Here is a 22,101-nt window from a genome sequence, read left to right on the forward strand (position 1 = left end):
AATCGGCCTACAGCCTTTTTTTCATGCAGGTTCGCAAGATAAACTAGTTTAGGGCTAAAGTGGTTTTTACATTATAAAAACTAATGTGCAACATAAGTTTGCCACTGTTTGACTGAGTATTCTTTTAAGCGTTGTAGAGCGAAAACGGGTTCGCACTCAGTACTATAATTGCTTTGAGTTTAGTTCCGAATGCGAGTTCCCAACATAGGTGTTTGGGATGACGTTATAGAGATTCTTGACTCGCTAGCGCGTGGTAATGTTGCTCTAGGCGAGTAAAAGTCGCAACGGAAGTCGGGGTTGCATAGGCTTTGAAAATCATCAGCACCCTTAAAACGCCTTCATAAAGTGTCGCTTTAGTAATGGTGGACGTGCTGGATTGTGTGAGTTGATAACCAATCCAAAAGCTGACGATCATCTTAATGGTATCCGCCAGTGGCGTGATTTTGTCAGCATCGACAAACAGAAATCCATCTTGTGTGAGTTTATGCAGCACATGGCTTGAACGCGTTAAGACTTGCTGCTGTGCGTGCAAATAGCGTTTTTTTAGTTCTTCATCGCGGGCGAGAATATCCGCAAGATTGGCGTACATAAAACGGAATTGCCACAAGGTATAGAACATCGCATCGAAGTAGCCGATTAACAGTTCTACATCCACTTGCTTATCTTCATAGGGTTGGAAACCCGATTCGAGATGATTCTCATATAGACTGAAAATACAGCGGATAATGTCTTCTTTATTGCGAAAATGGTAATAAAGATTCCCGGGACTCATATTTAAGTGAGCGGCAATGTGATTGGTGGTGATGTTTCTTTCGCCATGCTCGTTGAACAGTTCAAGACTGGCATAGATTATTTTGTCGCGGGTTTTCATAAGTTATCCAAATTGCTAGTGAACGCCACATAATTGATCAAAGAAAGCTAACCAACGACCGCCGAACTGCTGGTAAATTATCCCTAATTTGGTGCATATGCTAACATTGCCGCTATTCATCAGGCAAAACTCATAAGCACGTTTTTAATGAATCGTTTTCTCTATTCCACGATCTTATATTTATTATCCCCTTTGCTAATCGTCTATTTAGCATTTCGTGCTATTAAAAGCCCTGATTACCGCGGTCGTTGGGGGGAACGTTTTGGATTAACCCGACTTAAATCGACGGATGTACTGGTCCATTCTGTGTCTATGGGTGAAACGCTTGCGGCAATCCCATTGATCCGTTTGATTATGCAATCACACCCTGAGCTAAGCATTACGGTTACCACAACCAGCCCAACAGGGTCTGCAGAAGTGCGCAAAGCCTTTGGTGACTCAGTGCAGCATTGTTATTTGCCCTTTGACTTACCTTGGTGTGTGAGGCGTTTCTTGTGCCAAGTCTCGCCTAAGTGGTGTGTGATTATGGAAACTGAGCTGTGGCCTAACTTAGTTGCTGTTGCTGCCAAACGCGGTGTGCGCTTGATGTTAGCGAATGCCCGCCTGTCGGCCAAGTCGGCGGCGCAATATGCTAAGCGCCCTAAACTCAGTCGACCTATGTTGCAACGACTCGATGTTATTGCGGTGCAGACTCAAGTAGAAGCGCAGCGTTTTATCGAGTTAGGTGTATCGCCGGACAGAGTGACAGTATGCGGTAGCTTGAAGTTTGATCTCAGTATTACGCCTGAGCGTTTAGCCAATGCCAAGCTGTTGCGTCAGACTTGGGGGCGTAAAACCTCGCCGATTTGGGTCGCAGGCAGTGTGCATCCTGGAGAATTTGACGCCATGCTCATCGCCCATAGGCAATTATTGGCTCAGTGGCCCGATGCCTTGCTGATTATTGCACCGCGTCATCCTGAGCAGTTTTCTGCCGTTGCTGAGGTTGTTGCCAGTCAAGGTTTTGAATTAATTCGTCGCAGCAGTAATCTTCCTGTGACGGCCACGACTCAAGTGCTGGTCGGCGATACCATGGGTGAACTTCTGACCTTTTATGGCGCGGCGGACCAAGCCTTTGTCGGTGGCACGCTGATCAATAATGGTGGCCATAATCCCTTGGAGCCTGTTGCTATGGGCGTACCTGTTATGGTGGGGCCGAACCATTGGGACTTTGCCCAGATTACGCAGATGTTGGCGGATGCTGGTGGGTTAAGGGTTGTCGCTTCGGCGGATGAACTTGCCGCTAACTTGATTGAGTATTTTGCTAAACCTGAGTTACGCCAGCAGGCGGTGAACGCGGGATTGGCTGTGGTTGAGGCAAATCGCGGTGCCTTGCAACAACAATATCTTCTCGCGCAATCTTTAATAACCGCTTAATTCAACTGGATAATTCGTTTAGTGGTTCAGGCGCTTTGCATCGCCGCTTGATAGCCCTGCATCAGTGATGACCAGTTATCAGCGGTGAAGGCAAGGTTTGGTAGCTTGGCTTGTTCTTTATTGAAGGAACGTAACAGTCTGTCTAGATTTGATTGCTGCCATTGCGGGCTCGGTGTTTTTAACTCGCCGCGGTCGAAATCGATAAGATAAAACCGCTCTGGCGTTAAGGGTTCAGTTTGTGCGGGCTGGAACAAAATATTCTTGGCATTGAGATCGGCGTGGTACACACCGCGCTGGTGGAATTGGGCGATGCAAGCCCCTAATGCCTGCCATTGCTCTGTGCTCATAACCCCTTTGCCGAGTTTAGCGACTAAATCTTCGGCACCTTCGACCCGTTCGATAATGATATCGGCGCGGTAAAATAATCCATCGCGCACTATGTTGGCGGCAATCGGTTTAGGTACAGCAAAATCTTCGCGATACAAAATGTCTAATAAGCGTAACTCTCCCATGGCGCGGGTATTTTCGAGGCCAGTATAAACGTAAGCATCTTTGCTGAATTTCTCCATTAAGCCGCCACGCCAATAATGACGCAATACCCAATGACTGTGCTCAAATGCCACAAACCAAGTGGTGTAGCGGCCTTTGGATGAACCGACGACAGCATTTTTAGCCCGCCAAAAATCCACCGAGAACCACGCGGGATCGATATCTGTTGGCGTATCTTGGCAAACTGCCATGTGACCTTGGGCGGTTTTTATGAGCTGTATCTGAGCATTCATCGGAGATTTGTTGACTTAAGCGTGGCACCTAGGGCCATTCTACATTAAGATCCTTAGCTTGCGCCAAATAACCTTAAGAGCTTTTAGCTTCAATCCCAATGAGTTTAAATCCCAATACCATGAATTCTCTTTGTTTGCTGCGCTTATCCGCTATCGGTGATGTCTGTCATGCCGTGGCAATGGTGCAGGCGATTCAGCGGCAATACCCCGAGCTCAAAATCACATGGGTGATCGGTAAACTCGAATATCAATTGTTGAAGCATTTACCCGGCATTGAGTTTGTTATTTTCGATAAATCTCAAGGATGGCGCAGCTATTTTAATTTGCGTAAGGCCTTAAAAGGCCGACGTTTTGACGTGCTGCTGCATATGCAGGTTGCGCTACGTGCCACTTTGGCTTCATTAGCCATTTCGGCAAAGGTGCGCATAGGTTTTGATCGTGCCCGCGCTAAAGAAGGTCAGTGGCTAGTGACAAATCACAGGGTGGAGCCCTTGGCCAAGCCCCATGTGCTCGAAGGATTTATGGGATTCGCTAAGGCGATTGGCGTTAACGATCTCACTCCTCAATGGCATATTCCTGTGCCAATTGCGGATACTGAATTTGCCCAGACGCAGATTAAAGACAATGAAAAAGTCTTTATCATTTGCGCCGCAGCCAGTAAGGCTGAACGTAACTGGTTACCAGAGCGTTATGCCGCCGTTGCGAGCCATGCGATTGCGAAAGGATTTAGAGTCATGCTTTGCGGTGGCCCAACTCAACTTGAGAAGGATTTAGCAGAGCAAATTTTGCAGGCTTGTCCCTCTAAAATCGATAATTTAGTGGGCAAAACCAGCCTGACGCAATTATTGGCCCTGCTAAAACGTGCAAGCTTAGTGTTAGCACCAGATACAGGCCCTGCGCATATGGCGGTTACCCAAGGTATCCCAGTCATTGGTTTATATGCCCATTCCAATCCTGGGCGCACAGGTCCGTATTTATCGCAGCAATATGTGGTGAGTGCCTATGATAAGGCCATGAGATCGCAACATAGTGGACAAATTAAGTGGGGAACTCGCGCCAAAGGCGAGCATTTGATGGCTTTGATCAGTGTTGAAGCCGTGATTGAGAAGTTTGAGCTGGTGGCGCATGACACTAAAGCTTCAGAATAAATTTATTTGGATTAAAGGTTAATTATGGCTCCTCAAAAAGCCCCTAAGTTCTTGTTTATCCCAGTCTCATCGGCTGAGGGCATAGGTGAGTATATGCGCTCAATGATCATTGCCGATGAGGTGAAGAGAACTTGGCCGAATGCCGAGATAAAGTTTATTTTGAGTCAACAAGCTCCCTATGCGACTCAGTGCCCTTATCCTGCTGAGCTACTCGAAGATACGCCGACTAAACAAGTCAAGGCGGTTAACCAAATCATGTCTGATTTCCTGCCTGATATAGTATTGTTTGACGCATCAGGTCGTAAATCGCAGTTAGTCCATGCCCATAAACTCGGTGCAAAGGTAATCTTTATCAGTCAGCATAAGCGTAAGCGTAGTCGTGGAATGAAAATTGGCCGCGCTTTAGTGACGGATTGTCATTGGGTCGTGCAACCAGAATTTGTGATTGGCCCTATTAGTTGGTTAGATCGCCTTAAGCTGAAGCTAATTAATAGACCTGAGCCTTTGAATATTGGTCCTGTCTTTACCCAGCCAGATACAATTACCCAATCAGCATTATTAGCGCAATATCAGCTAACGCAAAATGAGTTTGTATTATTCAATGCGGGTTCTGGTGGTCACAGGGTGAATGGTGAACTAGCCGCTGATATTTTTGCTAAGGCTGCCAGTGAAAGTTATAAAGCATCTGGTATTTTAAGTGTCATGGTTTTCGGCCCGAATTACCCCAATCTTCTGCCTGAGCTTGAGGGGGTAGTTGTTATTCCTCAATTGAATAATCAGCAATTTATTAATATGCTGGCTGCGGCTAAGGCTGCCGTATTGAGCGGTGGGGATACTTTATTACAAGCGATAGCGCTGCACAAACCGACATTAGCAGTTCCCGTATCGAAGGATCAGCCGCCACGAATTGAAAAGTGCGTATCAGAAAAGTACGTAATAAGTTGTGAAACTAAATCAGAAGCCATAGGACATAAGATTGCCTTGCTCTTAGATCCTACATTAGCCAATCAGCTAATAACATCATTAGCAAGAGGCGAGCAGCTTAACGGACTTGATGTGGCGATGAAGGAGCTGGCATTTTTATTAGATCTTGGCTGATTTTTTATGATGAGTCATTTTTAGCCTATTAATCTTACCTGGCTAGTTTGCAATATTTCTGCATTATTTATTGAGAGAATACATATGTCTAAACTGATCCCTGTGACTCAACCATTCTTGCCCGAACTGAATGAATTTACCCCATATCTTGAAGAAATATGGCGTAATCGTTGGTTAACAAATAATGGCCCATTCCATCAGAGACTCGAAAAAGAACTGGGTGAGTATCTTGGGGTACAGCATGTCTCATTATTTAATAATGCTACGATCGCGCTAATCACGTCTTTGCAGGCATTAAAGATATCTGGAGAAGTGATTACAACGCCATATTCTTTTGTTGCTACGAGTCACTCTATTTTATGGAATGGACTCGTGCCAGTTTTTGTAGATATAGATCCCAATACGTTCAATATAGACCCTAAAAAAATTGAGGCTGCAATCACACCTAAGACATCGGCTATTATGCCTGTCCATTGTTACTCCAATCCTTGTGATGTTGAGGCGATCGAGGTTATTGCAGATAAACATGGACTTAAGGTCATTTATGATGCTGCCCATGCATTTGGTGTTAATTACAAAGGTCAGAGTTTACTTAACTATGGTGATTTATCGATTTTAAGCTTTCATGCCACGAAAGTGTTTAATACTTTTGAAGGTGGAGCTGTGATTAGTCCTGATGCAGAGACCAAATTGCAAATCGATAGGTTGAAAAATTTTGGTATTGAGGATGAGTTAACGGTTACTGCGGTAGGCATAAATGGAAAAATGAGTGAGATCAATGCCGCCTTTGGTTTGGTACAGTTGAAACATATTACCCAAGCGATAGAGCAACGAAAAGTTATCGACCATCACTATAGAGAGAAGCTTGCTGACGTCGAAGGGATTCGTGTGCCTGAATTATCTAAAGATAGTAACAGTAACTATTCTTATTTTCCTGTGTTGGTTGAATCATCTTATCGTCTGAGTCGAGATGAGCTTTATGAAAAACTAAAGAAAAACAATATATTATCTCGCCGCTATTTTTACCCATTAATCAGTAATATGTCTATGTATAAAGGCTTAGAGTCTGCTTCAGTCGATCATCTTCCCTATGCGAATGAGACGTCAAATAAAGTCTTGTGCATTCCTATTTTTAATGAGATGGAAATGGATGATGTTAATTTAATTATTGACTTGATAAGGAGTATCTAATGGCCTATTTGAGCCGCGATGAATTAGAAAAGATGGGTATCGCTTCAGTTGGAGAGGCAGTTTTTATTTCAGATAAAGCATCTATCTACGGTGCTGAGAGAATTACTCTTGGTAATAATATTCGCATTGATGATTTTTGTGTGTTATCCGCTGGTGCTGGCGGAATCGTCATTGGCGATTATGTCCACATAGCCGTTTTTTCCTTATTGATTGGCGCTGGGAAAATTGTGTTATCTGATTACAGTACATTATCATCTCGTGTCAGCGTATATTCTAGTAGTGATGATTACTCTGGTGAGTATATGACAAACCCCACAGTGCCAGCAGAATTTACAAATGTAAATCATGGTGATGTATTAATTGGAAGGCATGTTGTTATAGGCAGTGGTAGTGTGATCTTACCTGAGTCCATCATTCATGATGGTGTTGCTGTTGGGGCATTATCTTTGGTTAATAACATATGCCATGAATTTGGCATATACGCTGGCGTGCCAGCAAAGAGAATTAAAGAACGGCAGCGGAAGTTACTTAATGTTGCAGATATTGCAAATCTTAAGTAGGTTTTACTTTACGTAAAGATATGCCTAGTATTTATGCTGAATAAATGCCAAGCATATCCCCTGTGGCTATAGCCGTCAGGATAAATTAAAAAATGTTTTTGATTCCAGCATAAAATCAGTCACAGATTGAGCATATTGCTTATCTAGCTTTTCAAAGTGCAGTCTTTTTAGATACCTGGTCGAATTGGCGAACTCTAAGTCTTCCAATCCATAGGCTATGCCATACCGATTCTCAATGTTGGGATACCATTGTTCCTTTGTGATCCCTTCCTCTGGTACTACAATTGACTCGCAGCCGCATAAGCTCGCAAATGATGAATAGGCTGAGTATGCGTCATATGAAATAAATTGTTTCACCCTTTTGAATATGTTAGCAATTTCTTCATGTGATAAACCATCAATAAGAATTGCATCTTTTGGGTGGTATGTCTTAGGCTTTATTTTATCTTTTCGGATTGAATATGCGACACCGACTCTAGGCTCTTGCGTATTTTTTTCATTGTATATTTCATAGGGAATATGCAATATATTGAGAATGTTATTCGATAATGTCGAGCCATGGAAATGAAAGTCATTGACTAGACCATGGTCAAATTTGAAATAAAGTTCATTAGCACCATAGAAAACCTCTCCGGTAAAAAAACCCGGCTGATTTAGTAACCACCGAATGATGTTCTTTGCTTTTAAAGGATTACCAAAAACGAGTTCAGGGTAAATAACAATATCATTATCAGTGACTTCACCTTTATATATCGGCGTGTTGAATTCAGGGTTGGTTCTATATTTTCTAAATAACCCATCAATAGACTTATTAATAAGTTTTTTTAGTCCAGAGAGATCTTTTTTGCTGATTTTATATTGTTGAAAAAGAGGGGATATCACAGCATTACCACCGAGCTCATTAATGAGATGGCACAGTTTGTGTAAAACAATGACGCCTCCAGAGGTTCGGTTATATGAAGGTGCAAAAATGATGTATCTCGTTTGCATTATCTAACCTATTATGTTGTTTAAGTGCATTTTATCTTAAGTTGTTGATTTTGATAGCGAGGCTAAGTATTTTAACATTGCTTAGAAAGTATTGTAACTGCTTGTGTAGGCTTGTTGGTATCTCAATGCATTCATCCGATTGTTTAGGAAAAGTCATAACAATATTTTGGGTAGGCTGTGGCTTTGTGCCTACCGTCATGCTGTTACTTTGGTTGATCGTGTACCTTTACTGAGTGGTTTGATATCATAAACCTCATAATTTTTGTGATAATTTTTTGAGGTTGGAATGAAGATCTTAGTAACGGGTGGTGCAGGGTTTATTGGTTCAGCATTGATCCGGTATATCTTAAGTAACACCGAAGACTCGATCGTGAATCTCGATAAATTGACCTATGCGGGTAACTTAGAATCTCTGGCTGTCGTTGAATCGAATCCAAGCTATCAATTTGAAAAAGTTGATATTTGTGACAGAGCCGAGTTAGACCGTGTATTTTCTGCTCATCAACCTGATGTTGTTATGCATCTTGCTGCTGAAAGTCATGTCGATCGTTCGATCGATGGTCCAGCCGCTTTTATTGAAACCAATATTATAGGCACGTATCAGTTGCTGGAAGCGGCTCGTCATTATTGGCGTGGACTCGATGCCGAGCGACAGTCACAGTTTAGATTTCACCATATTTCAACCGATGAAGTGTACGGTGATCTCCTCAATATGACGGATCTTTTCACTGAAAAAACTTCCTATGCCCCTAGTAGTCCGTATTCTGCCTCTAAGGCCTCCAGTGATCATTTAGTACGTGCTTGGCAACGCACCTATGGCTTGCCTGCTATCATCACGAATTGCTCGAATAACTATGGACCCTTCCATTTCCCCGAGAAGCTTATTCCCTTGATGATCTTGAATGCTTTGGAAGGTAAGGCTTTACCCGTCTATGGTAATGGCCAACAGATCCGTGACTGGTTATATGTGGAAGATCACGCCCGCGCACTTTATCGAGTTGTGACTCAGGGCGTTATTGGTGAGACTTATAATATCGGTGGGCATAACGAACAGAAAAATATCGATGTTGTAATGACTATTTGTGAGTTATTGGAAGAGTTGGCGCCGACAAAACCTAACGGTGTAAATCGTTATAGTGATCTCATTACCTATGTTGATGATAGGCCTGGGCATGATCTGCGTTATGCTATTGACGCATCTAAGATTGCGGCTGAATTAGGCTGGCATCCTGAAGAGACCTTCCATTCAGGTATTCGTAAAACTGTTGAATGGTATCTCACCAATCAATCTTGGTGCCAGCATGTACACGATGGCTCATATCAACGTGAGCGTTTAGGCATTTAATCATTTCACTCAATAACTTCAATAAGATCTTAGGTTTTCGGTCATTTTTGTTTTGACTGGGAAACTAGGATCTAAAATCTTAGGATATTCAATGAAAGGTATTATTCTCGCGGGTGGTTCTGGTAGCCGTTTATATCCTATCACTCGAGGTGTCTCCAAACAGCTGTTGCCTGTTTATGATAAGCCAATGATTTATTATCCATTATCGACACTTATGCTGGCAGGAATACGTGATGTGTTAGTGATCACTACACCGGAAGATAATGCGAGTTTCCAGCGATTATTGGGTGATGGCCGTGACTTTGGTATTCACATTTCCTACGCGATTCAAGCGAGTCCCGATGGCTTAGCGCAAGCATTTATTATTGCAGAAGATTTTATTGGTAGTGACAGTGTTTGTTTAGTACTCGGCGACAATATTTTTTATGGCCAATCTTTTAGTAAAACCTTAAAACAGGTCGCTAGCCGACCTACGGGGGCGACGGTATTTGGATATTACGTCCGAGATCCCGAGCGTTTCGGAGTCGTGGAGTTTGATCAAGATTACCGCGCTATCAGTATCGAAGAAAAACCGCTCACACCGAAATCGAATTGGGCTGTGACTGGTTTGTACTTTTATGATAATTCGGTCATAGATATCGCTAAAAGCATCAAGCCATCTGCCCGTGGTGAGCTTGAAATTACTGAGGTGAATCAAATTTACCTTAATGCCAGCAGCTTAAATGTTGAAATTCTTGGGCGTGGCTTTGCCTGGTTAGACACTGGTACGCATGAGAGTCTGCATCAGGCCTCTTCCTTTGTGCAGACAATTGAAAACGTACAAGGTCTAAAAGTGGCATGCTTAGAAGAAATTGCATGGCGAAATGGCTGGTTGAGTGATGCTGAATTGATTGCTCTGGCTCAACCTATGTTAAAAAATGATTATGGTCGCTATTTAGTCTCACTTATGGATAAGCGATAGTCCTATGACTTTTCATTCAGTTCGATTCATTGTGGGTAGATAAGCCGATGAAGATACTCGTCACAGGTGCAAAAGGACAAGTCGGTAGTCAATTGGTTGAGAAACTGAGCGGCGGCATTAATACCCACGTGGAATTATTGGCAGTGGATCGACACTTGCTGGATATTACCGATGAGTTGGCCGTAAATGCTTGCATTGAACGTTTTTGCCCTGATGTCGTGATCAATGCCGCAGCTTATACTGCAGTGGATAGAGCGGAGCAAGATGAGCTTAATGCAAAGCGTGTAAACCACTTGGGGCCTCTTTATTTAGCTGTTGCGGCCAATAAGATTAAAGCCACTATGATCCATGTTTCTACCGATTATGTGTTTTCTGGTGATGCAAAGGTTCCTTATATTGAGTCAGATACAGTCGATCCTCGAAGTGTTTACGGTGAAACTAAGCTAGCGGGTGAACAAGCTGTTATTGACGCAAATCCTCAGCATTTTGTCTTGAGAACCTCATGGGTATTTGGCGAGACTGGGCCTAATTTTGTCAAAACGATGTTGCGTGTTGGCCGTGAACGGTCGGATATTCGTGTTGTCTGTGATCAGTTGGGGAGCCCCACCTATGCGGGTGATATTGCCGACACGCTGATCGCTATGGCAAAACGCTCAATGAAGCCTGAATGTCCTTGGGGTATCTATCATTTTAGTGGTTTACCCTATGTTTCTTGGCATGAATTTGCACAGTATATTTTTGACGAGGCCTATGCCCAACGGTGCCTAAATACGCATATTAAAGTTAAGCCTATTACTACATCTGAGTACCCCACTGCCGCTAAAAGACCCTTAAATTCACGATTGAATTGTACAAAAATTGCTGCAAATTTAGGTGTTTATGCGAGTGATTGGCGATTGGCGTTTAAAGACATTAAGACCTATTTATAGTAGTAAGACCATGAATATTATAGAAACTAACATTGTAGATGTGAAAATTATCGAGCCTCAAGTTTTCGGTGATGAACGTGGCTTTTTTATGGAGACCTGGAACCAGAAAGATTTCCAACAAAAGGTCGCCTACTGCCTATTTGTGCAGGATAATCATTCGAAGTCTTGTAAAGGGATACTGCGCGGTTTGCACTATCAGACTGAGCAAACTCAAGGCAAACTTGTACGAGTTACCTCGGGTGAAGTCTTCGATGTGGCAGTTGATTTACGTAAAAATTCCCCGACTTTTGGCCACTGGGTTGGTGTTTACTTATCCGCAGAAAATAAAAGACAGTTGTGGATTCCTGCAGGCTTTGCCCATGGTTTTTATGTCACGAGTGATGAAGCTGAATTTGTGTATAAATGTACCGATTACTACCATCCAGCCTCTGAACAGAGTATTGCCTGGGATGATCCCGAGTTAGCAATAGCTTGGCCGATAACTGCCCCTCCCATATTGTCTGCTAAAGATAAGATGGGTACGGCATTTGCCGATGCTTTTACATTTTAGTTCGTCGAGGTTTACTGTAAATGTATGATCGAAAACGCCAAGCGATAGTAATTCTTGTGAGTTATTATCCGCATTACAAGGAAAACGCACTTAAGTACAGTGCCGATATCCTGTCAAAAATTTCTGACGAAGTTAAAATCTGTGTTGTATACAATACGGCTGAGGCGCGTTCACAAACCACTCAATATGATCACTTTATTGATTTTGAGCTTGAAGGCAGTAATAAAGGTTGGGAGTTTTCTGCTTGGGACGAAGGGCTTGCCCATGTTCGACAGCAGATTAATATAGCAGATGATGATGTACTGATTTTTGCTAATGATACTTTTTGCCACCATTGGCCGTTTTCATCCCTTAATGTGAAATTTATTAGTCAGGCTATTAATCGCGCTAGCTTTGGTGAGGTAGTGGGCGATATAAAGCATTTTAAACAGACCATTCAGTTAAACCAGGTGACGGGTGATGCGTGGATGGCGTCTTATTTATTGGCAGTACATATGAAGGATATCGGGCTATTACTACCGTTCGATAAGATTGGTTGCGATGATGATTTTAAAGCGTCGATTCTAGTCAATCATGGCAAGATTGAGTTTGCCCGTAGCTGTGTTGAAATACAAAACCATTTGTCGACTTATATGTTTCCTACCAAACAAGGTAAAGGCTGGTATAACGCGAGTTGTAAAAATCCAGAGCTGATAAAGCTTAAGGTGATCGCTATTCTCAATGAGATACTATTGTCTATAACTTGTGTTCAGCGTGGCGGTAAGTTAGTTTCATTTCATCCGCAGAAGTGGATGCGATCCTTAAATCGTTTTCGGCGGAAGTGGATGGCATTTAAGCGTAAATTAAGTTAGCAGCGTGTTTTAGGGTATCTTCTTGGGTGCCTTTAATGAATATATGATAGCGGTGGGATGTACTTTTACTATGCACACAAGAGCAATTTACCCAGGAACTTTCGATCCTATCACCAATGGTCATGCCGACTTGATTGAGCGTGCGGCTAAACTGTTTAAACATGTGGTGATTGGCATTGCGGCTAATCCTTCCAAGCAGCCTAGATTCACCCTTGAAGAGCGAGTTGAATTGGTCAATCGAGTAACTGCTCATTTGGATAATGTCGAGGTGGTGGGGTTTTCGGGGTTGCTAGTGGATTTTGCCAAGGAGCAAAAGGCCAGTGTACTTGTGCGTGGGTTACGCGCGGTATCCGACTTTGAATATGAATTCCAATTAGCAAATATGAATCGCAGATTGAGCCCTGATCTGGAAAGCGTATTTTTAACGCCCGCTGAGGAGAATTCTTTTATATCTTCCACCTTAGTAAAGGAAGTCGCCCTGCATGGTGGCGATGTGAGCCAGTTTGTTCACCCTGAAGTAACGGCTGCATTGGTGGCAAAGCTTAAGTTGGTTAAACCTTAGATTTTACCTGCGAACTAGATAGTTTTTACGTAGGAGTTTTGTGTTAACTTTGAGGCATTGTTGCCTTGTGATGATACTTAAAAGGATGTTATGAAGGCTTTTTTTTCCCCCACGATCCTTGCTACTAGCATTGCCTCTGGCCTATTTTTTTCTTCAATGCTTGCTGCTGCACCTTGGGTCGATGCCTCTGATATATATCTTAGAGCTGACATTCAAGCACTTGCTGATGCGGGTGTGATCACTGTGCCTGTGAATACTTATCCATTGATGTGGTCTGGCATTGGTGGTGATTTAGCGAAAATTGAGCCTGAGCTGCTTTCTCCTTCTTTAGTACAAGCCTTTGCACGGGTTAATTTTTATTATCAAAATGCTGTCGATAATCGTGGTAATGCACGGATAAAAGTATCGGCAGCATCTGATCCTGCTCGCTTTCAACATTATGGTTCTGACTATCGCGAGAAAGGTGAAGTGCTGGGCTCCTACGAGTATTTAGGATCGCGTGTTGCTTATAAGGCGACTGTGGCAGAAACCTATGATCCGCAAGATAATAAAAATTTCCGCCTTGATGAGTCTTATTTTGCCATCATTTTTGGCAATTGGATCGCAACCTTAGGCGCGGTTGAGCAGTGGTGGGGACCGGGGTTTGACTCGGCTCTACATCGTTCTAATAATGCCCGCCCTATGTCATCGTTAACCTTGAGCCGTAACAATGCCACGGCTTTTGAAACACCTTGGTTATCTTGGATTGGCCCTTGGACCTTTAAAACCGGATTTAGCTTAACTGAAGTGGATCGTGCTGTGCCTAAGACGGCTGAGTGGGATATGCGCTTAAGTGCAAGACCGATTAAACAGTTAGAAGTGGGATTGTCTTGGTCGACCTTATTTTGTGGTGAGGGCCAAGATTGTAACTTTGACTCTTGGTGGGATTCGGTTGCGAGTAATGCTGTTTGTATCGATGGTACAAATGATTGTGCGCCCAATGAGCGCCGCGATGCAGGTCATAGAACTCAAAGTATTGATATGCGTTATGCCGATACTTTGCAGGATATCCCCGTTGGATTATATCTCGAACATAGTTGTGAAAATGGTAGTGACTGCGGCTCACTTTGGGGTATTGATACCCATTTTGGCACATCGGGTAAGCAGTTTAAGTTGTTCATGGAATATTCGGACACCTATGTAAAATGCGATGGTGATAGTGCCAATTGTTTCTATGAGGATCCTGTCTATCTGAGTGGTGCTCGCTACTATGGTCGTGCTTTGGGTTCTACCTATGATAGCGATGCACAAGTGTTCGTGGTTGGATTAGTTGGCCAGTTTAATAACAGCCGTGGTTTTACCTCGTTGCTGCGTTATGCGAAGCTGAATAAAGATGGCTCCAATGTGGCAAACACTTGGGCGCCACAACCGCCAAAAGAAGATTTATTGATGCTGGAGCTTTCTTACCGTATGCCTGTGTGGAAAGGCATGTGGAGCTTAGGTGGAACAGTATCGAGATCGGAGTTTGAAGTTCAAGAAAATGATACCAATGCCACGCTATTTAGCAGTTTTGAGTATCGTTTTTGACAGATATAATTGATTAAATAACGAAAAATGCCAAGCACTTGCTTGGCATTTTGGCTTATAAATAACGCAATGTTAGCGTGTTTGGCAAATGCCACAAAATACTGTGGTGCGCTGGCCTAAACGGATCTCACTCAGTAGGTTACCGCAGCTTGTGCAGGTTTCACCGCCGCGACCATAGACATGCAGTTTTTGGGCGAAGTAGCCGGGCTTGCCATCGGCATTGGTGAAGTCTTTCAGCGTGGTGCCACCCTGTTTAATGGCGTGGGCTAAGATTTGCTTCACTTCGGCAACTAAAACGGTCAAACGCTCGATATCGATTTTACCTGCCTCGGCCTCTGGATGAATACCTGCGGCAAACAGGGCTTCATTGGCGTAAATATTGCCTACACCCACTACGATATGATTATCCATCAGGCAGAGTTTGATCGCTTTTTTCTTGCCTGTTAAAGCTGCTGCTAATTGTTTGACATTAAAAGCATTAGTCAGTGGCTCTGGCCCCAGTTTGGCAAGTAATGGATGCGCTTCTTCTGGGAGTTCACACCATAGCCAAGCACCGAATCGTCTCGGATCGTTAAAACGTAAAATGCGGCCGTTGGCGAGCACTAAGTCGATATGGTCATGCTTTTCCACTGGCGTGTCGTGGGGCAAAATCCGTAAACTCCCTGACATACCCAAATGCACTATGCTGGTGCCCGCGTCAGTGTCGATTAATAGATACTTAGCACGGCGTCGCACTTGGCGTATAACTTGACCGATAATCTGTTTGGCTATGTCAGGCACAGGCCAGCGCAACGAGCCATTGCGGATCACAAGATCTATTACGGTTTGCTCGACAAGGTAGGGGGCAATACCCTGACGGGTGACTTCAACTTCTGGTAATTCCGGCATGGATTCTTTCTTATCTTAAGTAAAATGGGGTGACATTAAGTTGCGGGTTTCGCATCGAGGATCGGTTGCAGTTTAGCTCTTAAACTCGGTGGTACTAAATACCAATTACCTGCGGGAGACTTTAAGGCGCCTTCATTGGGAAAATAGATCCACAGTTGAGCATCGCGGATATCTGCAATCTGGATGACTAACTCTTGCGGATTATCTGTGGTTTCTGGCGCGGCGGTTAAGGGGGATACCCGTATGGTTTGCCACGCCTTTGCCCATTCATCACAGTTGAGGACTTTAGTGTCGCACTCCCATTGTGATGCTTGCTTGTGCAGCCATAACCCGTCGAGTTGCAGCTGTGAAAGCGGCGCATTATCGTCAAATAGTCGCTGAGCATCACTCGGAACATTATTGGTTTTGTTATCCATAAAAGTCAGCACGGCGACCATAAAGGCGCAGGCGACTATGATGATGTTATTCCATTGCTTACGAGTTAATGCCATAGAAATGTGTAACGCTAAGTATGGGGTGATGCTTCGAGTTTATCACGGCCAAATTGAGATGCTAGCCCTTAAGCGATGGAGTGGTGATGCTTAACCGCCAGTGGCATTCATAAAGCGTAGGATTTGTACCTGATTATTGCCAAAGTCGTGCTGCTTAGGCTTGAGATTAATTCCCGCGAGAATAGCGACTTTTAATCTTTCAATATCAGCCGGAAATTCCCGGACTATGCTTTTGAGATCAACGGCATGTTCATTGCCTAAACACAGCAGTAATTGGCCTTCGACTGTGACGCGCACGCGATTACATTCGTGGCAGAAGTTGTGGCTGTGGGGCGAGATAAAGCCGATATGGATTGGGCTGTCGGCCATAGTGTAATAACGTGCTGGGCCACCGGTACGTTTGTTGGAAAGCTGTAGCGGATAGTGACTATTGATGATGGCTTTTACTTCATCGCTGCTGCAATGACGGGCGCGTTTCCGCTCATCCATTTCGCCAAGTGGCATTTCTTCGATAAAGGCGATGTCTAAGTTACGGTCACGGCAGAAATCAACTAAATCAATAACTTCATTATCATTTTGCTGTTTTAAAATCACCGCATTAATCTTGATACGTTCAAATCCCGCCGCAATAGCCGCATCAATACCATCTATGACTCTGTCTAATTTGCCGTTACGCGTTAGCTGAGTAAACAGTGTGGGGTTTAAGGTATCTAGGCTGATATTGAGGCGCTTTAATCCTGCATCAAACATGGGTTTAGCGAATTTTGTCAGCCTTGAACCATTAGTGGTCATGGATAAATCCGTCAGCCCAGGCAGCTTACCAAGCAGACCCACTAGCTGGTCGCAATCGGTGCGAACTAAGGGCTCACCGCCGGTCAGGCGAATTTTAGTCACACCAAGCTCGGTAAAGGCTTGGGCAATCCAAGCTAATTCTTCGAGGTGGAGTACGTGGTCCTTTGGCAGAAAACAGGGATCTTCCGTCATGCAATAAACACAGCGAAAGTCGCAGCGGTCGGTGACCGAGAGCCGTAAATATTCGACCTTACGGCCAAAGGAATCCACAATTAGACTCATAAAAACTCACTGGATCCTAAAGCAGATCCGCAAAGGGTTGAATAAATACAGTTTCACCTGCATTCACGGCTTCTGCATCATCCCCTATGATGATGAGGCAATTCCCTTTGACCATTGAACTTAACATCCCAGAACCTTGGTTGCCCGTGCTACTCACGTGCAGACGTCCATCTTTACCAAGCTGATAAATCCCGCGAATAAATTCGGTGCGGCCTTGACGGCTTCGTAGAGTTTCATCACTTATTGCAGGGAATAGCTGCGCTTGCCAGTTCACTTCACCTGCTAATTTTCGTAAAGCGGGCTGCACAAATTGCAGGAAAGACACCATGACTGCGACTGGGTTGCCAGGTAGCCCGAAGAATAAGCTGTCATTCACTTTACCAAAGGCGAGTGGCCGACCCGGACGCATGCTAATCCGCCAGAAATCAATTTTGCCGAGGCGTGCAAGCACGGTTTTGATGTAGTCCGCATCGCCGACAGACACACCACCAGAGCTAATGACGACATCGGCAAGGTTGGCGGCTTTAGCGAGAGTTGCTTCAAGGGCGGCTTCGGAATCTTCGATAATGCCTAAATCGATAACGTCACAACCGAGACGTTTTGCCATCGCTTTGATGGTAAAGCGGTTTGAGTCATAAATGCAGTTAGCTTTGAGTACTTCGCCAGGCTGGCTCACTTCATCGCCGGTGGAGAATACTGCAACAGTTGGGCGGCGATATACACTCACGTGATTGAGCCCGAGTGAGGCTAGTAAACCTTGTTCTGCGGCGCTTAGGCGAGTGGCTTTTGCAAGTGCGACTTGGCCTTGAGCAATATCTTCTCCAGCGAGGCGAACGTGTTGGCCAGAAAGAATGCGGCCTTCAAAGCTGACAATGCCATCGACTTCCTTGGCAAGCTCTCGGGGCTGCACTGTATCGGCACCCGCGGGCACTGTTGCGCCCGTCATGATACGCACGGTTTCGCCGACCATAAGCGTGCCCGAATATTGATGACCGGCAAGAACCTCTCCCACCAATTTTAAGGTGGCAGGCATTGGGTCTTGATAGACAAAGGCGTAGCCATCCATTGCCGAATTGGTTTGTTGTGGCACGTCGACGGGAGAAATGCTGTCGCTGGCCAGTACGCGGTTATCTAAGGCGTCTAAGTCAATCTCTTCGACTTCAGCCACGGGTGATACATGGGATAAAATCTGCGCTAAACCTTGGCTGACGCTGAGGTTTTTATTGTCGCCTATGGCGCAGGCATCCACTGCCGAAATGGGGTATTGGAGTGGCGCTTCCCAGTTTTGGGTGTACTCCATCACAAAATCGGCAATCTGGCTGACATTGTTGAGATCGAGTCGGCGCAGCTCATTTGGAATTGCGTCGTTTGGCAACTGAGTGTCATCGCAACAGGCGATGGCGAGGATATTCTCATCTTGGGTGTAGATAAAAGGTTTGCCGTGGGCGGCGCGGTGCAATTCAATTTTAGGTAATGCGAGCTTTTTAAAGCCCTCGACTAGGACGATATCGACTTTGTCGGCTTCGATTTGCTTGAGTAAATGGACTAACTCAGGATCGCCATCGCGCGCGTCTTCTGTCATCAGCGCCCAGCGTACATGGGAAGCGACCAGTATTTGTCGTGCGCCCGCTTTACGCATTTCGTAACTGTCTTTGCCGGGAATATCTACGTCGAAATTATGGTGGGCATGTTTGATTACGGCTAAGCGCAGGCCACGTTGATTTAATTCGGGGATCAATTGCTTGAGTAAGGTGGTTTTCCCCGTGCCACTGTAGGCACAAAATCCGAGAACGGGAATAGCGAGCGGATTGACGAAGGGGTTACTCATTTGCACCTCTAATTTGGGTTATTGGAGCCTTTTTAGCTATTGGGTGATTTCTATCGCTAGTCGTTGTTTTTGTTCTGGCGTATTCACATTCACAAAAGCATTGGGCTGGTCGGCGAATGACGCTACGACGAAGTGATGTTTGATATACCAAAAGTCCACTTTACGCTCACCCGCCTCAAGAAACGCTTTCATCGAGTCACGTAAGCTAGGTTTTAAGAGTAAAACAACGGGTTGTTCATACTCACCGTCACTGGCGACAGCAATCTCGGCTTTTTCTGCTTCAATCGCTGCCAACATACGCGGAACAAGGTCAAGAGGCAGGAGTGGACAGTCGCAGGGTACTACCAATAAGTAGTCTGCATCTGTTTGGCCCATAGCTGTGATCATACCCGCTAAAGGTCCGAGGAAACCACTATGCTCGTCACTTATTACCTTAAAACCGAACTCAGCATAACGTGTTTGGTTACGATTTGCGTTGATCAGGATCTCCTTAACCTGAGGTTTTATTCTATCTATTGTGTGCTTAATCATGGCTTCGCCGTTTAATTCGACGAGACCTTTATCGTCGCCACCCATGCGACGGGCCATACCACCGGCGAGAATAACGGCATCAATTTGCGATGACATACAAAGGCTCCTGTGCTGGCAAAGATTCAGGCTGTTGATAAGAGGTCATCACGCGCTCACCTTCTATGTGCCACTGTTGTTCGCAGATGGCGGTTAGCGCGCAATTCTGATGGCTACTCAGTAACATTCCTGTGCCTTCGTGTTTGAGTTGTTGGATCATTTTTAATACTAGCTCTTGGGAATCCTTGTCCATATTGGAGGTGGGTTCATCGAGCATTAATAGTTTAGGTTGTAGGATCCAAGCGCGCGCAATCGCGAGGCGCTGTCTTTCGCCGCCAGAGAGATTACTGGCCCTTGCCTGCAGCAGCGACCCTAGCTGCGCCATCTCAATTGCTTGAGTAATCCGCTGTTTCGCCTTGGCTTTTGTTTCTGAGCTGAAATTCAGCCCATAGGTGAGATTATATTCTACTGTGCCGTCGAACAAATAAGGATGTTGGTGCAGATAAACGGCCTTACCTAACAATGGATTGCGTCGCCACCAAGCATTTTTGGCAAAACCGACAGCCTCAATATGGCCTTTGGTTGGTGGCATTAAGCCCGCCAGAATTTTCATCAAGGTTGATTTGCCTGTGCCATTGTCGCCTTGCAGATAAATCACATCTCCTTGGCAGAGCGATAATACGTCGGCTTTGAATAACAGGCGCGCGCCAAAGGACATTTCTACGTCACGGGCGATCAGTTTGACCTTAGTCATTGCTTAATGGCTCCTTGGCATGGCTTTGCCGCGTAAACTACCTAAGGCAAAGTTGAGGATCAAGGCCAAGATTAGCAGCACTAGCCCGAGGGCGATAGCTTGGGCGAAGTCACCTTTGCTGGTTTCAAGTGCGATTGCGGTAGGAATATTACGGGTCACGTTTAAAATATTGCCGCCGACCATCATAGAGCAGCCAACTTCGGTCAGAATGCGACTAAACGCTGCGACAATCGCCAGCAGTAAGGGCATGCGCAGTTCTCGGCATACTGTCCACACTGCACGGCACCAAGAGGCACCTAAGGTGCGTGAGGTTTCCCAAGCTCTGCGATCAACGCTAGTGAATGCGGCTTGGCTCATTGCAATTAGCACGGGGGCACAGATGAACATTTGCCCGAGAATCATGCCTTCTTGGGTAAATAACCATTTTAGATCGCCCATAGGACCGTTGCGCGTTAACAGTAAATACACGAGTAGACCGATAACCACTGTAGGGATTGATTGCAGAGTTTGAACTAAGTTAGTGACTATCCATTTGCCGCGAAATGGCGCAAACGCCAACACAAAGCCGAGCACCATGGAAGGAACCAGCGTGATCAGCAGTGCCGCGAAAGAAACCGAAAACGAGATCGAAATGATGGACCAAACGTCAGGGTCTAAAGAAAACAGCAGGCTTAACGCCTGCTGTAATAGTGCTAGCCAGCCGTCGTTCATTCGCTATAAGTTGCCTTGAACAATTGCTCGCCTTCAACTTTGAAGCTGTTGATCATGCTTTGACCTTCTTTGCTGATCAACCAGTCGCTGAATGCTTTAGCGCCTTTGTGGTTCAGATCTGGGTATTTAGTAGGGTTGATGAGAATGACTTGGTATGGGTTGGCTAAGGTTTTACCACCATCGAAATCAACGGCAAGATCGAGCTTAGTTTTATAAGCCACGAAAGTACCACGGTCAGACAGAGTGTAACCTTGCATTTCGTTTGCCATCAGCAGGGTTTTACCCATGCCTTGACCGACTGAAGTATAACCTTTGAAGTTAGGAGTAACATTTGCCGCTTTCCATACTTCTAACTCTTTGATGTGAGTGCCTGAATTGTCACCACGAGAGATAAAAGGTACGCCTGATTTTGCCATTTTAACGAAGGCTTCTTCGGCCGTTTTGCTGTCACGGATTTTTGCTGGGTCGTTTTTAGGGCCAAGTACTACGAAATCATTTTCCATAATGCCACGGGGCTCAACACCAAAACCATCGGCTACGAATTTAGCTTCGGCGCTAGGCGCGTGAGTCATGACTAAATCCACGTCACCTTGCTCACCTAGTTTCAGGGCTTTACCTGTACCAGTGGCGATGACTTGAACCTTGTAGCCTGATTCACTTTCGAACTTAGGTAACAGTTCTTTCAATAGGCCTGAGTTTTCTGTGCTGGTGGTGGTGGCTAACTTGATAATTTCAGTCGAGTGAGCGGGTAAAACAGTGAACATACTGGCTGCAACAACCAGTCCCAGTAATGACTTCATATGAGATTTCATGTTTAGCATGGGTACTCCTTGGCGGAAAATAGGATTCCAACTCAAATGCCTACTGAGTGGAAGGTCTCGTAAATTGTAATACGTTCGGTTGAAAGCAAGTTAGATGCCAAGCTGAGAATGCGGTCATTTTCTTCACAGCTTAACCTAATTTGTGAGCTT

23 protein-coding genes are annotated in these 22,101 nt (G+C 44.8%); 12 read left to right on the top strand and 11 right to left on the bottom strand.

Annotation, left to right across the window (positions count from 1 at the left end; translation table 11 throughout):
• Positions 1-223 precede the first annotated feature (223 nt).
• Complete coding sequence (locus tag KFE26_RS01450; protein WP_212599433.1) at positions 224-871, bottom strand: TetR/AcrR family transcriptional regulator; 648 nt, start codon at positions 869-871, stop codon at positions 224-226.
• Between the two features lie 147 nt (positions 872-1,018).
• Between KFE26_RS01450 and waaA the strand changes: the two genes are divergently transcribed.
• Positions 1,019-2,284 (top strand): lipid IV(A) 3-deoxy-D-manno-octulosonic acid transferase, encoded by a 1,266-nt coding sequence (gene waaA / locus KFE26_RS01455; protein ID WP_212599434.1) that lies wholly within the window; start codon positions 1,019-1,021, stop codon positions 2,282-2,284.
• A 26-nt stretch (positions 2,285-2,310) separates the two neighbouring features.
• On the opposite strand, the gene KFE26_RS01460 is transcribed toward waaA, so the two are convergent.
• A complete protein-coding gene (locus KFE26_RS01460; protein ID WP_212599435.1) occupies positions 2,311-3,066 on the bottom strand; it encodes a 3-deoxy-D-manno-octulosonic acid kinase in 756 nt (251 codons plus the stop codon).
• A 98-nt stretch (positions 3,067-3,164) separates the two neighbouring features.
• On the opposite strand from KFE26_RS01460, the gene KFE26_RS01465 reads away from it, so the two are divergent.
• The 4 genes from KFE26_RS01465 (at position 3,165) to KFE26_RS01480 (ending at position 7,063) form a co-directional block, all read left to right on the top strand.
• Positions 3,165-4,214: a glycosyltransferase family 9 protein gene (locus KFE26_RS01465; RefSeq protein WP_212599436.1), complete on the top strand. Its 1,050-nt coding sequence runs from the start codon at positions 3,165-3,167 to the stop codon at positions 4,212-4,214.
• 24 nt (positions 4,215-4,238) lie between these two features.
• On the top strand, positions 4,239-5,312 hold the full coding sequence (locus KFE26_RS01470) for a hypothetical protein (RefSeq protein WP_212599437.1): 1,074 nt from the start codon (positions 4,239-4,241) through the stop codon (positions 5,310-5,312).
• A gap of 84 nt (positions 5,313-5,396) precedes the next feature.
• The gene (gene vioA, locus KFE26_RS01475; RefSeq protein WP_212599438.1) at positions 5,397-6,503 is read left to right on the top strand and encodes a dTDP-4-amino-4,6-dideoxy-D-glucose aminotransferase VioA; all 1,107 of its coding nucleotides are present in this window, start codon (positions 5,397-5,399) and stop codon (positions 6,501-6,503) included.
• Positions 6,503-7,063, top strand: coding sequence for an acyltransferase (locus KFE26_RS01480; RefSeq protein WP_212599439.1), 561 nt, complete (start codon positions 6,503-6,505; stop codon positions 7,061-7,063). The genes vioA and KFE26_RS01480 overlap by 1 nt, the downstream gene beginning before the upstream one ends.
• A 75-nt stretch (positions 7,064-7,138) precedes the next feature.
• Here the strand turns inward: KFE26_RS01480 and KFE26_RS01485 are convergent, their stop codons facing one another.
• The gene (locus tag KFE26_RS01485) at positions 7,139-8,053 is read right to left on the bottom strand and encodes a WavQ (protein ID WP_212599440.1); all 915 of its coding nucleotides are present in this window, start codon (positions 8,051-8,053) and stop codon (positions 7,139-7,141) included.
• Positions 8,054-8,339: 286 nt separating this feature from the next.
• Between KFE26_RS01485 and rfbB the strand changes: the two genes are divergently transcribed.
• From rfbB to KFE26_RS01520, 7 genes are all read left to right on the top strand, one after another.
• On the top strand, positions 8,340-9,398 hold the full coding sequence (gene rfbB, locus KFE26_RS01490; RefSeq protein ID WP_212599441.1) for a dTDP-glucose 4,6-dehydratase: 1,059 nt from the start codon (positions 8,340-8,342) through the stop codon (positions 9,396-9,398).
• 91 nt (positions 9,399-9,489) lie between these two features.
• The gene (rfbA, locus tag KFE26_RS01495; protein ID WP_212599442.1) at positions 9,490-10,359 is read left to right on the top strand and encodes a glucose-1-phosphate thymidylyltransferase RfbA; all 870 of its coding nucleotides are present in this window, start codon (positions 9,490-9,492) and stop codon (positions 10,357-10,359) included.
• Positions 10,360-10,406: 47 nt separating this feature from the next.
• Positions 10,407-11,288: a dTDP-4-dehydrorhamnose reductase gene (rfbD, locus tag KFE26_RS01500; protein WP_212599443.1), complete on the top strand. Its 882-nt coding sequence runs from the start codon at positions 10,407-10,409 to the stop codon at positions 11,286-11,288.
• Between the two features lie 10 nt (positions 11,289-11,298).
• A complete protein-coding gene (gene rfbC / locus KFE26_RS01505) occupies positions 11,299-11,838 on the top strand; it encodes a dTDP-4-dehydrorhamnose 3,5-epimerase (RefSeq protein ID WP_212599444.1) in 540 nt (179 codons plus the stop codon).
• Between the two features lie 20 nt (positions 11,839-11,858).
• Positions 11,859-12,689, top strand: coding sequence for a hypothetical protein (locus KFE26_RS01510; RefSeq protein WP_212599445.1), 831 nt, complete (start codon positions 11,859-11,861; stop codon positions 12,687-12,689).
• Positions 12,690-12,759: 70 nt separating this feature from the next.
• A complete protein-coding gene (gene coaD, locus KFE26_RS01515; protein ID WP_212599446.1) occupies positions 12,760-13,251 on the top strand; it encodes a pantetheine-phosphate adenylyltransferase in 492 nt (163 codons plus the stop codon).
• A 90-nt stretch (positions 13,252-13,341) separates the two neighbouring features.
• A complete protein-coding gene (locus KFE26_RS01520; protein ID WP_212599447.1) occupies positions 13,342-14,817 on the top strand; it encodes a capsule assembly Wzi family protein in 1,476 nt (491 codons plus the stop codon).
• A 72-nt stretch (positions 14,818-14,889) separates the two neighbouring features.
• On the opposite strand, the gene mutM is transcribed toward KFE26_RS01520, so the two are convergent.
• The 8 genes from mutM to KFE26_RS01560 all read right to left on the bottom strand — a co-directional run bounded on the left by mutM (position 14,890) and on the right by KFE26_RS01560 (position 21,951).
• Complete coding sequence (gene mutM, locus KFE26_RS01525; protein WP_011787487.1) at positions 14,890-15,705, bottom strand: bifunctional DNA-formamidopyrimidine glycosylase/DNA-(apurinic or apyrimidinic site) lyase; 816 nt, start codon at positions 15,703-15,705, stop codon at positions 14,890-14,892.
• 35 nt (positions 15,706-15,740) lie between these two features.
• Positions 15,741-16,196, bottom strand: a complete 456-nt coding sequence (locus KFE26_RS01530) for a hypothetical protein (RefSeq protein ID WP_212599448.1) — start codon at positions 16,194-16,196, stop codon at positions 15,741-15,743.
• A gap of 90 nt (positions 16,197-16,286) precedes the next feature.
• Entirely contained in the window at positions 16,287-17,270 is a 984-nt protein-coding gene (gene moaA, locus KFE26_RS01535) for a GTP 3',8-cyclase MoaA (RefSeq protein WP_212599449.1), read from the bottom strand.
• Positions 17,271-17,286: 16 nt separating this feature from the next.
• Positions 17,287-19,098, bottom strand: coding sequence for a bifunctional molybdopterin-guanine dinucleotide biosynthesis adaptor protein MobB/molybdopterin molybdotransferase MoeA (locus KFE26_RS01540; protein ID WP_212599450.1), 1,812 nt, complete (start codon positions 19,096-19,098; stop codon positions 17,287-17,289).
• Positions 19,099-19,134: 36 nt separating this feature from the next.
• Positions 19,135-19,725 carry a molybdenum cofactor guanylyltransferase MobA gene (gene mobA / locus KFE26_RS01545; RefSeq protein ID WP_113940167.1) on the bottom strand — a complete coding sequence of 197 codons (591 nt, stop codon included), beginning with the start codon at positions 19,723-19,725 and terminating at the stop codon, positions 19,135-19,137.
• Entirely contained in the window at positions 19,709-20,419 is a 711-nt protein-coding gene (locus KFE26_RS01550) for an ATP-binding cassette domain-containing protein (protein WP_113940168.1), read from the bottom strand. The genes mobA and KFE26_RS01550 overlap by 17 nt, the downstream gene beginning before the upstream one ends.
• Positions 20,420-20,422: 3 nt before the next feature.
• Positions 20,423-21,130 (bottom strand): ABC transporter permease, encoded by a 708-nt coding sequence (locus KFE26_RS01555; RefSeq protein ID WP_131524429.1) that lies wholly within the window; start codon positions 21,128-21,130, stop codon positions 20,423-20,425.
• Positions 21,127-21,951 carry a substrate-binding domain-containing protein gene (locus KFE26_RS01560; RefSeq protein WP_212599451.1) on the bottom strand — a complete coding sequence of 275 codons (825 nt, stop codon included), beginning with the start codon at positions 21,949-21,951 and terminating at the stop codon, positions 21,127-21,129. The genes KFE26_RS01555 and KFE26_RS01560 overlap by 4 nt, the downstream gene beginning before the upstream one ends.
• Positions 21,952-22,101 lie beyond the last annotated feature (150 nt).

This window comes from Shewanella sp. M16, assembly GCF_018224605.1.
Classification (GTDB): Bacteria; Pseudomonadota; Gammaproteobacteria; order Enterobacterales; family Shewanellaceae; genus Shewanella; species Shewanella oncorhynchi.

Excerpts from the sequence above, each read along its gene's own strand:
- KFE26_RS01450 (WP_212599433.1), bottom strand. The coding sequence starts at position 871 with ATGAAAACCCGCGACAAAATAATCTATGCCAGTCTTGAACTGTTCAAC.
- waaA (WP_212599434.1), top strand. The coding sequence starts at position 1,019 with ATGAATCGTTTTCTCTATTCCACGATCTTATATTTATTATCCCCTTTG.
- KFE26_RS01460 (WP_212599435.1), bottom strand. The coding sequence starts at position 3,066 with ATGAATGCTCAGATACAGCTCATAAAAACCGCCCAAGGTCACATGGCA.
- KFE26_RS01465 (WP_212599436.1), top strand. The coding sequence starts at position 3,165 with ATGAGTTTAAATCCCAATACCATGAATTCTCTTTGTTTGCTGCGCTTA.
- KFE26_RS01470 (WP_212599437.1), top strand. The coding sequence starts at position 4,239 with ATGGCTCCTCAAAAAGCCCCTAAGTTCTTGTTTATCCCAGTCTCATCG.
- vioA (WP_212599438.1), top strand. The coding sequence starts at position 5,397 with ATGTCTAAACTGATCCCTGTGACTCAACCATTCTTGCCCGAACTGAAT.
- KFE26_RS01480 (WP_212599439.1), top strand. The coding sequence starts at position 6,503 with ATGGCCTATTTGAGCCGCGATGAATTAGAAAAGATGGGTATCGCTTCA.
- KFE26_RS01485 (WP_212599440.1), bottom strand. The coding sequence starts at position 8,053 with ATGCAAACGAGATACATCATTTTTGCACCTTCATATAACCGAACCTCT.
- rfbB (WP_212599441.1), top strand. The coding sequence starts at position 8,340 with ATGAAGATCTTAGTAACGGGTGGTGCAGGGTTTATTGGTTCAGCATTG.
- rfbA (WP_212599442.1), top strand. The coding sequence starts at position 9,490 with ATGAAAGGTATTATTCTCGCGGGTGGTTCTGGTAGCCGTTTATATCCT.
- rfbD (WP_212599443.1), top strand. The coding sequence starts at position 10,407 with ATGAAGATACTCGTCACAGGTGCAAAAGGACAAGTCGGTAGTCAATTG.
- rfbC (WP_212599444.1), top strand. The coding sequence starts at position 11,299 with ATGAATATTATAGAAACTAACATTGTAGATGTGAAAATTATCGAGCCT.
- KFE26_RS01510 (WP_212599445.1), top strand. The coding sequence starts at position 11,859 with ATGTATGATCGAAAACGCCAAGCGATAGTAATTCTTGTGAGTTATTAT.
- coaD (WP_212599446.1), top strand. The coding sequence starts at position 12,760 with ATGCACACAAGAGCAATTTACCCAGGAACTTTCGATCCTATCACCAAT.
- KFE26_RS01520 (WP_212599447.1), top strand. The coding sequence starts at position 13,342 with ATGAAGGCTTTTTTTTCCCCCACGATCCTTGCTACTAGCATTGCCTCT.
- mutM (WP_011787487.1), bottom strand. The coding sequence starts at position 15,705 with ATGCCGGAATTACCAGAAGTTGAAGTCACCCGTCAGGGTATTGCCCCC.
- KFE26_RS01530 (WP_212599448.1), bottom strand. The coding sequence starts at position 16,196 with ATGGCATTAACTCGTAAGCAATGGAATAACATCATCATAGTCGCCTGC.
- moaA (WP_212599449.1), bottom strand. The coding sequence starts at position 17,270 with ATGAGTCTAATTGTGGATTCCTTTGGCCGTAAGGTCGAATATTTACGG.
- KFE26_RS01540 (WP_212599450.1), bottom strand. The coding sequence starts at position 19,098 with ATGAGTAACCCCTTCGTCAATCCGCTCGCTATTCCCGTTCTCGGATTT.
- mobA (WP_113940167.1), bottom strand. The coding sequence starts at position 19,725 with ATGTCATCGCAAATTGATGCCGTTATTCTCGCCGGTGGTATGGCCCGT.
- KFE26_RS01550 (WP_113940168.1), bottom strand. The coding sequence starts at position 20,419 with ATGACTAAGGTCAAACTGATCGCCCGTGACGTAGAAATGTCCTTTGGC.
- KFE26_RS01555 (WP_131524429.1), bottom strand. The coding sequence starts at position 21,130 with ATGAACGACGGCTGGCTAGCACTATTACAGCAGGCGTTAAGCCTGCTG.
- KFE26_RS01560 (WP_212599451.1), bottom strand. The coding sequence starts at position 21,951 with ATGCTAAACATGAAATCTCATATGAAGTCATTACTGGGACTGGTTGTT.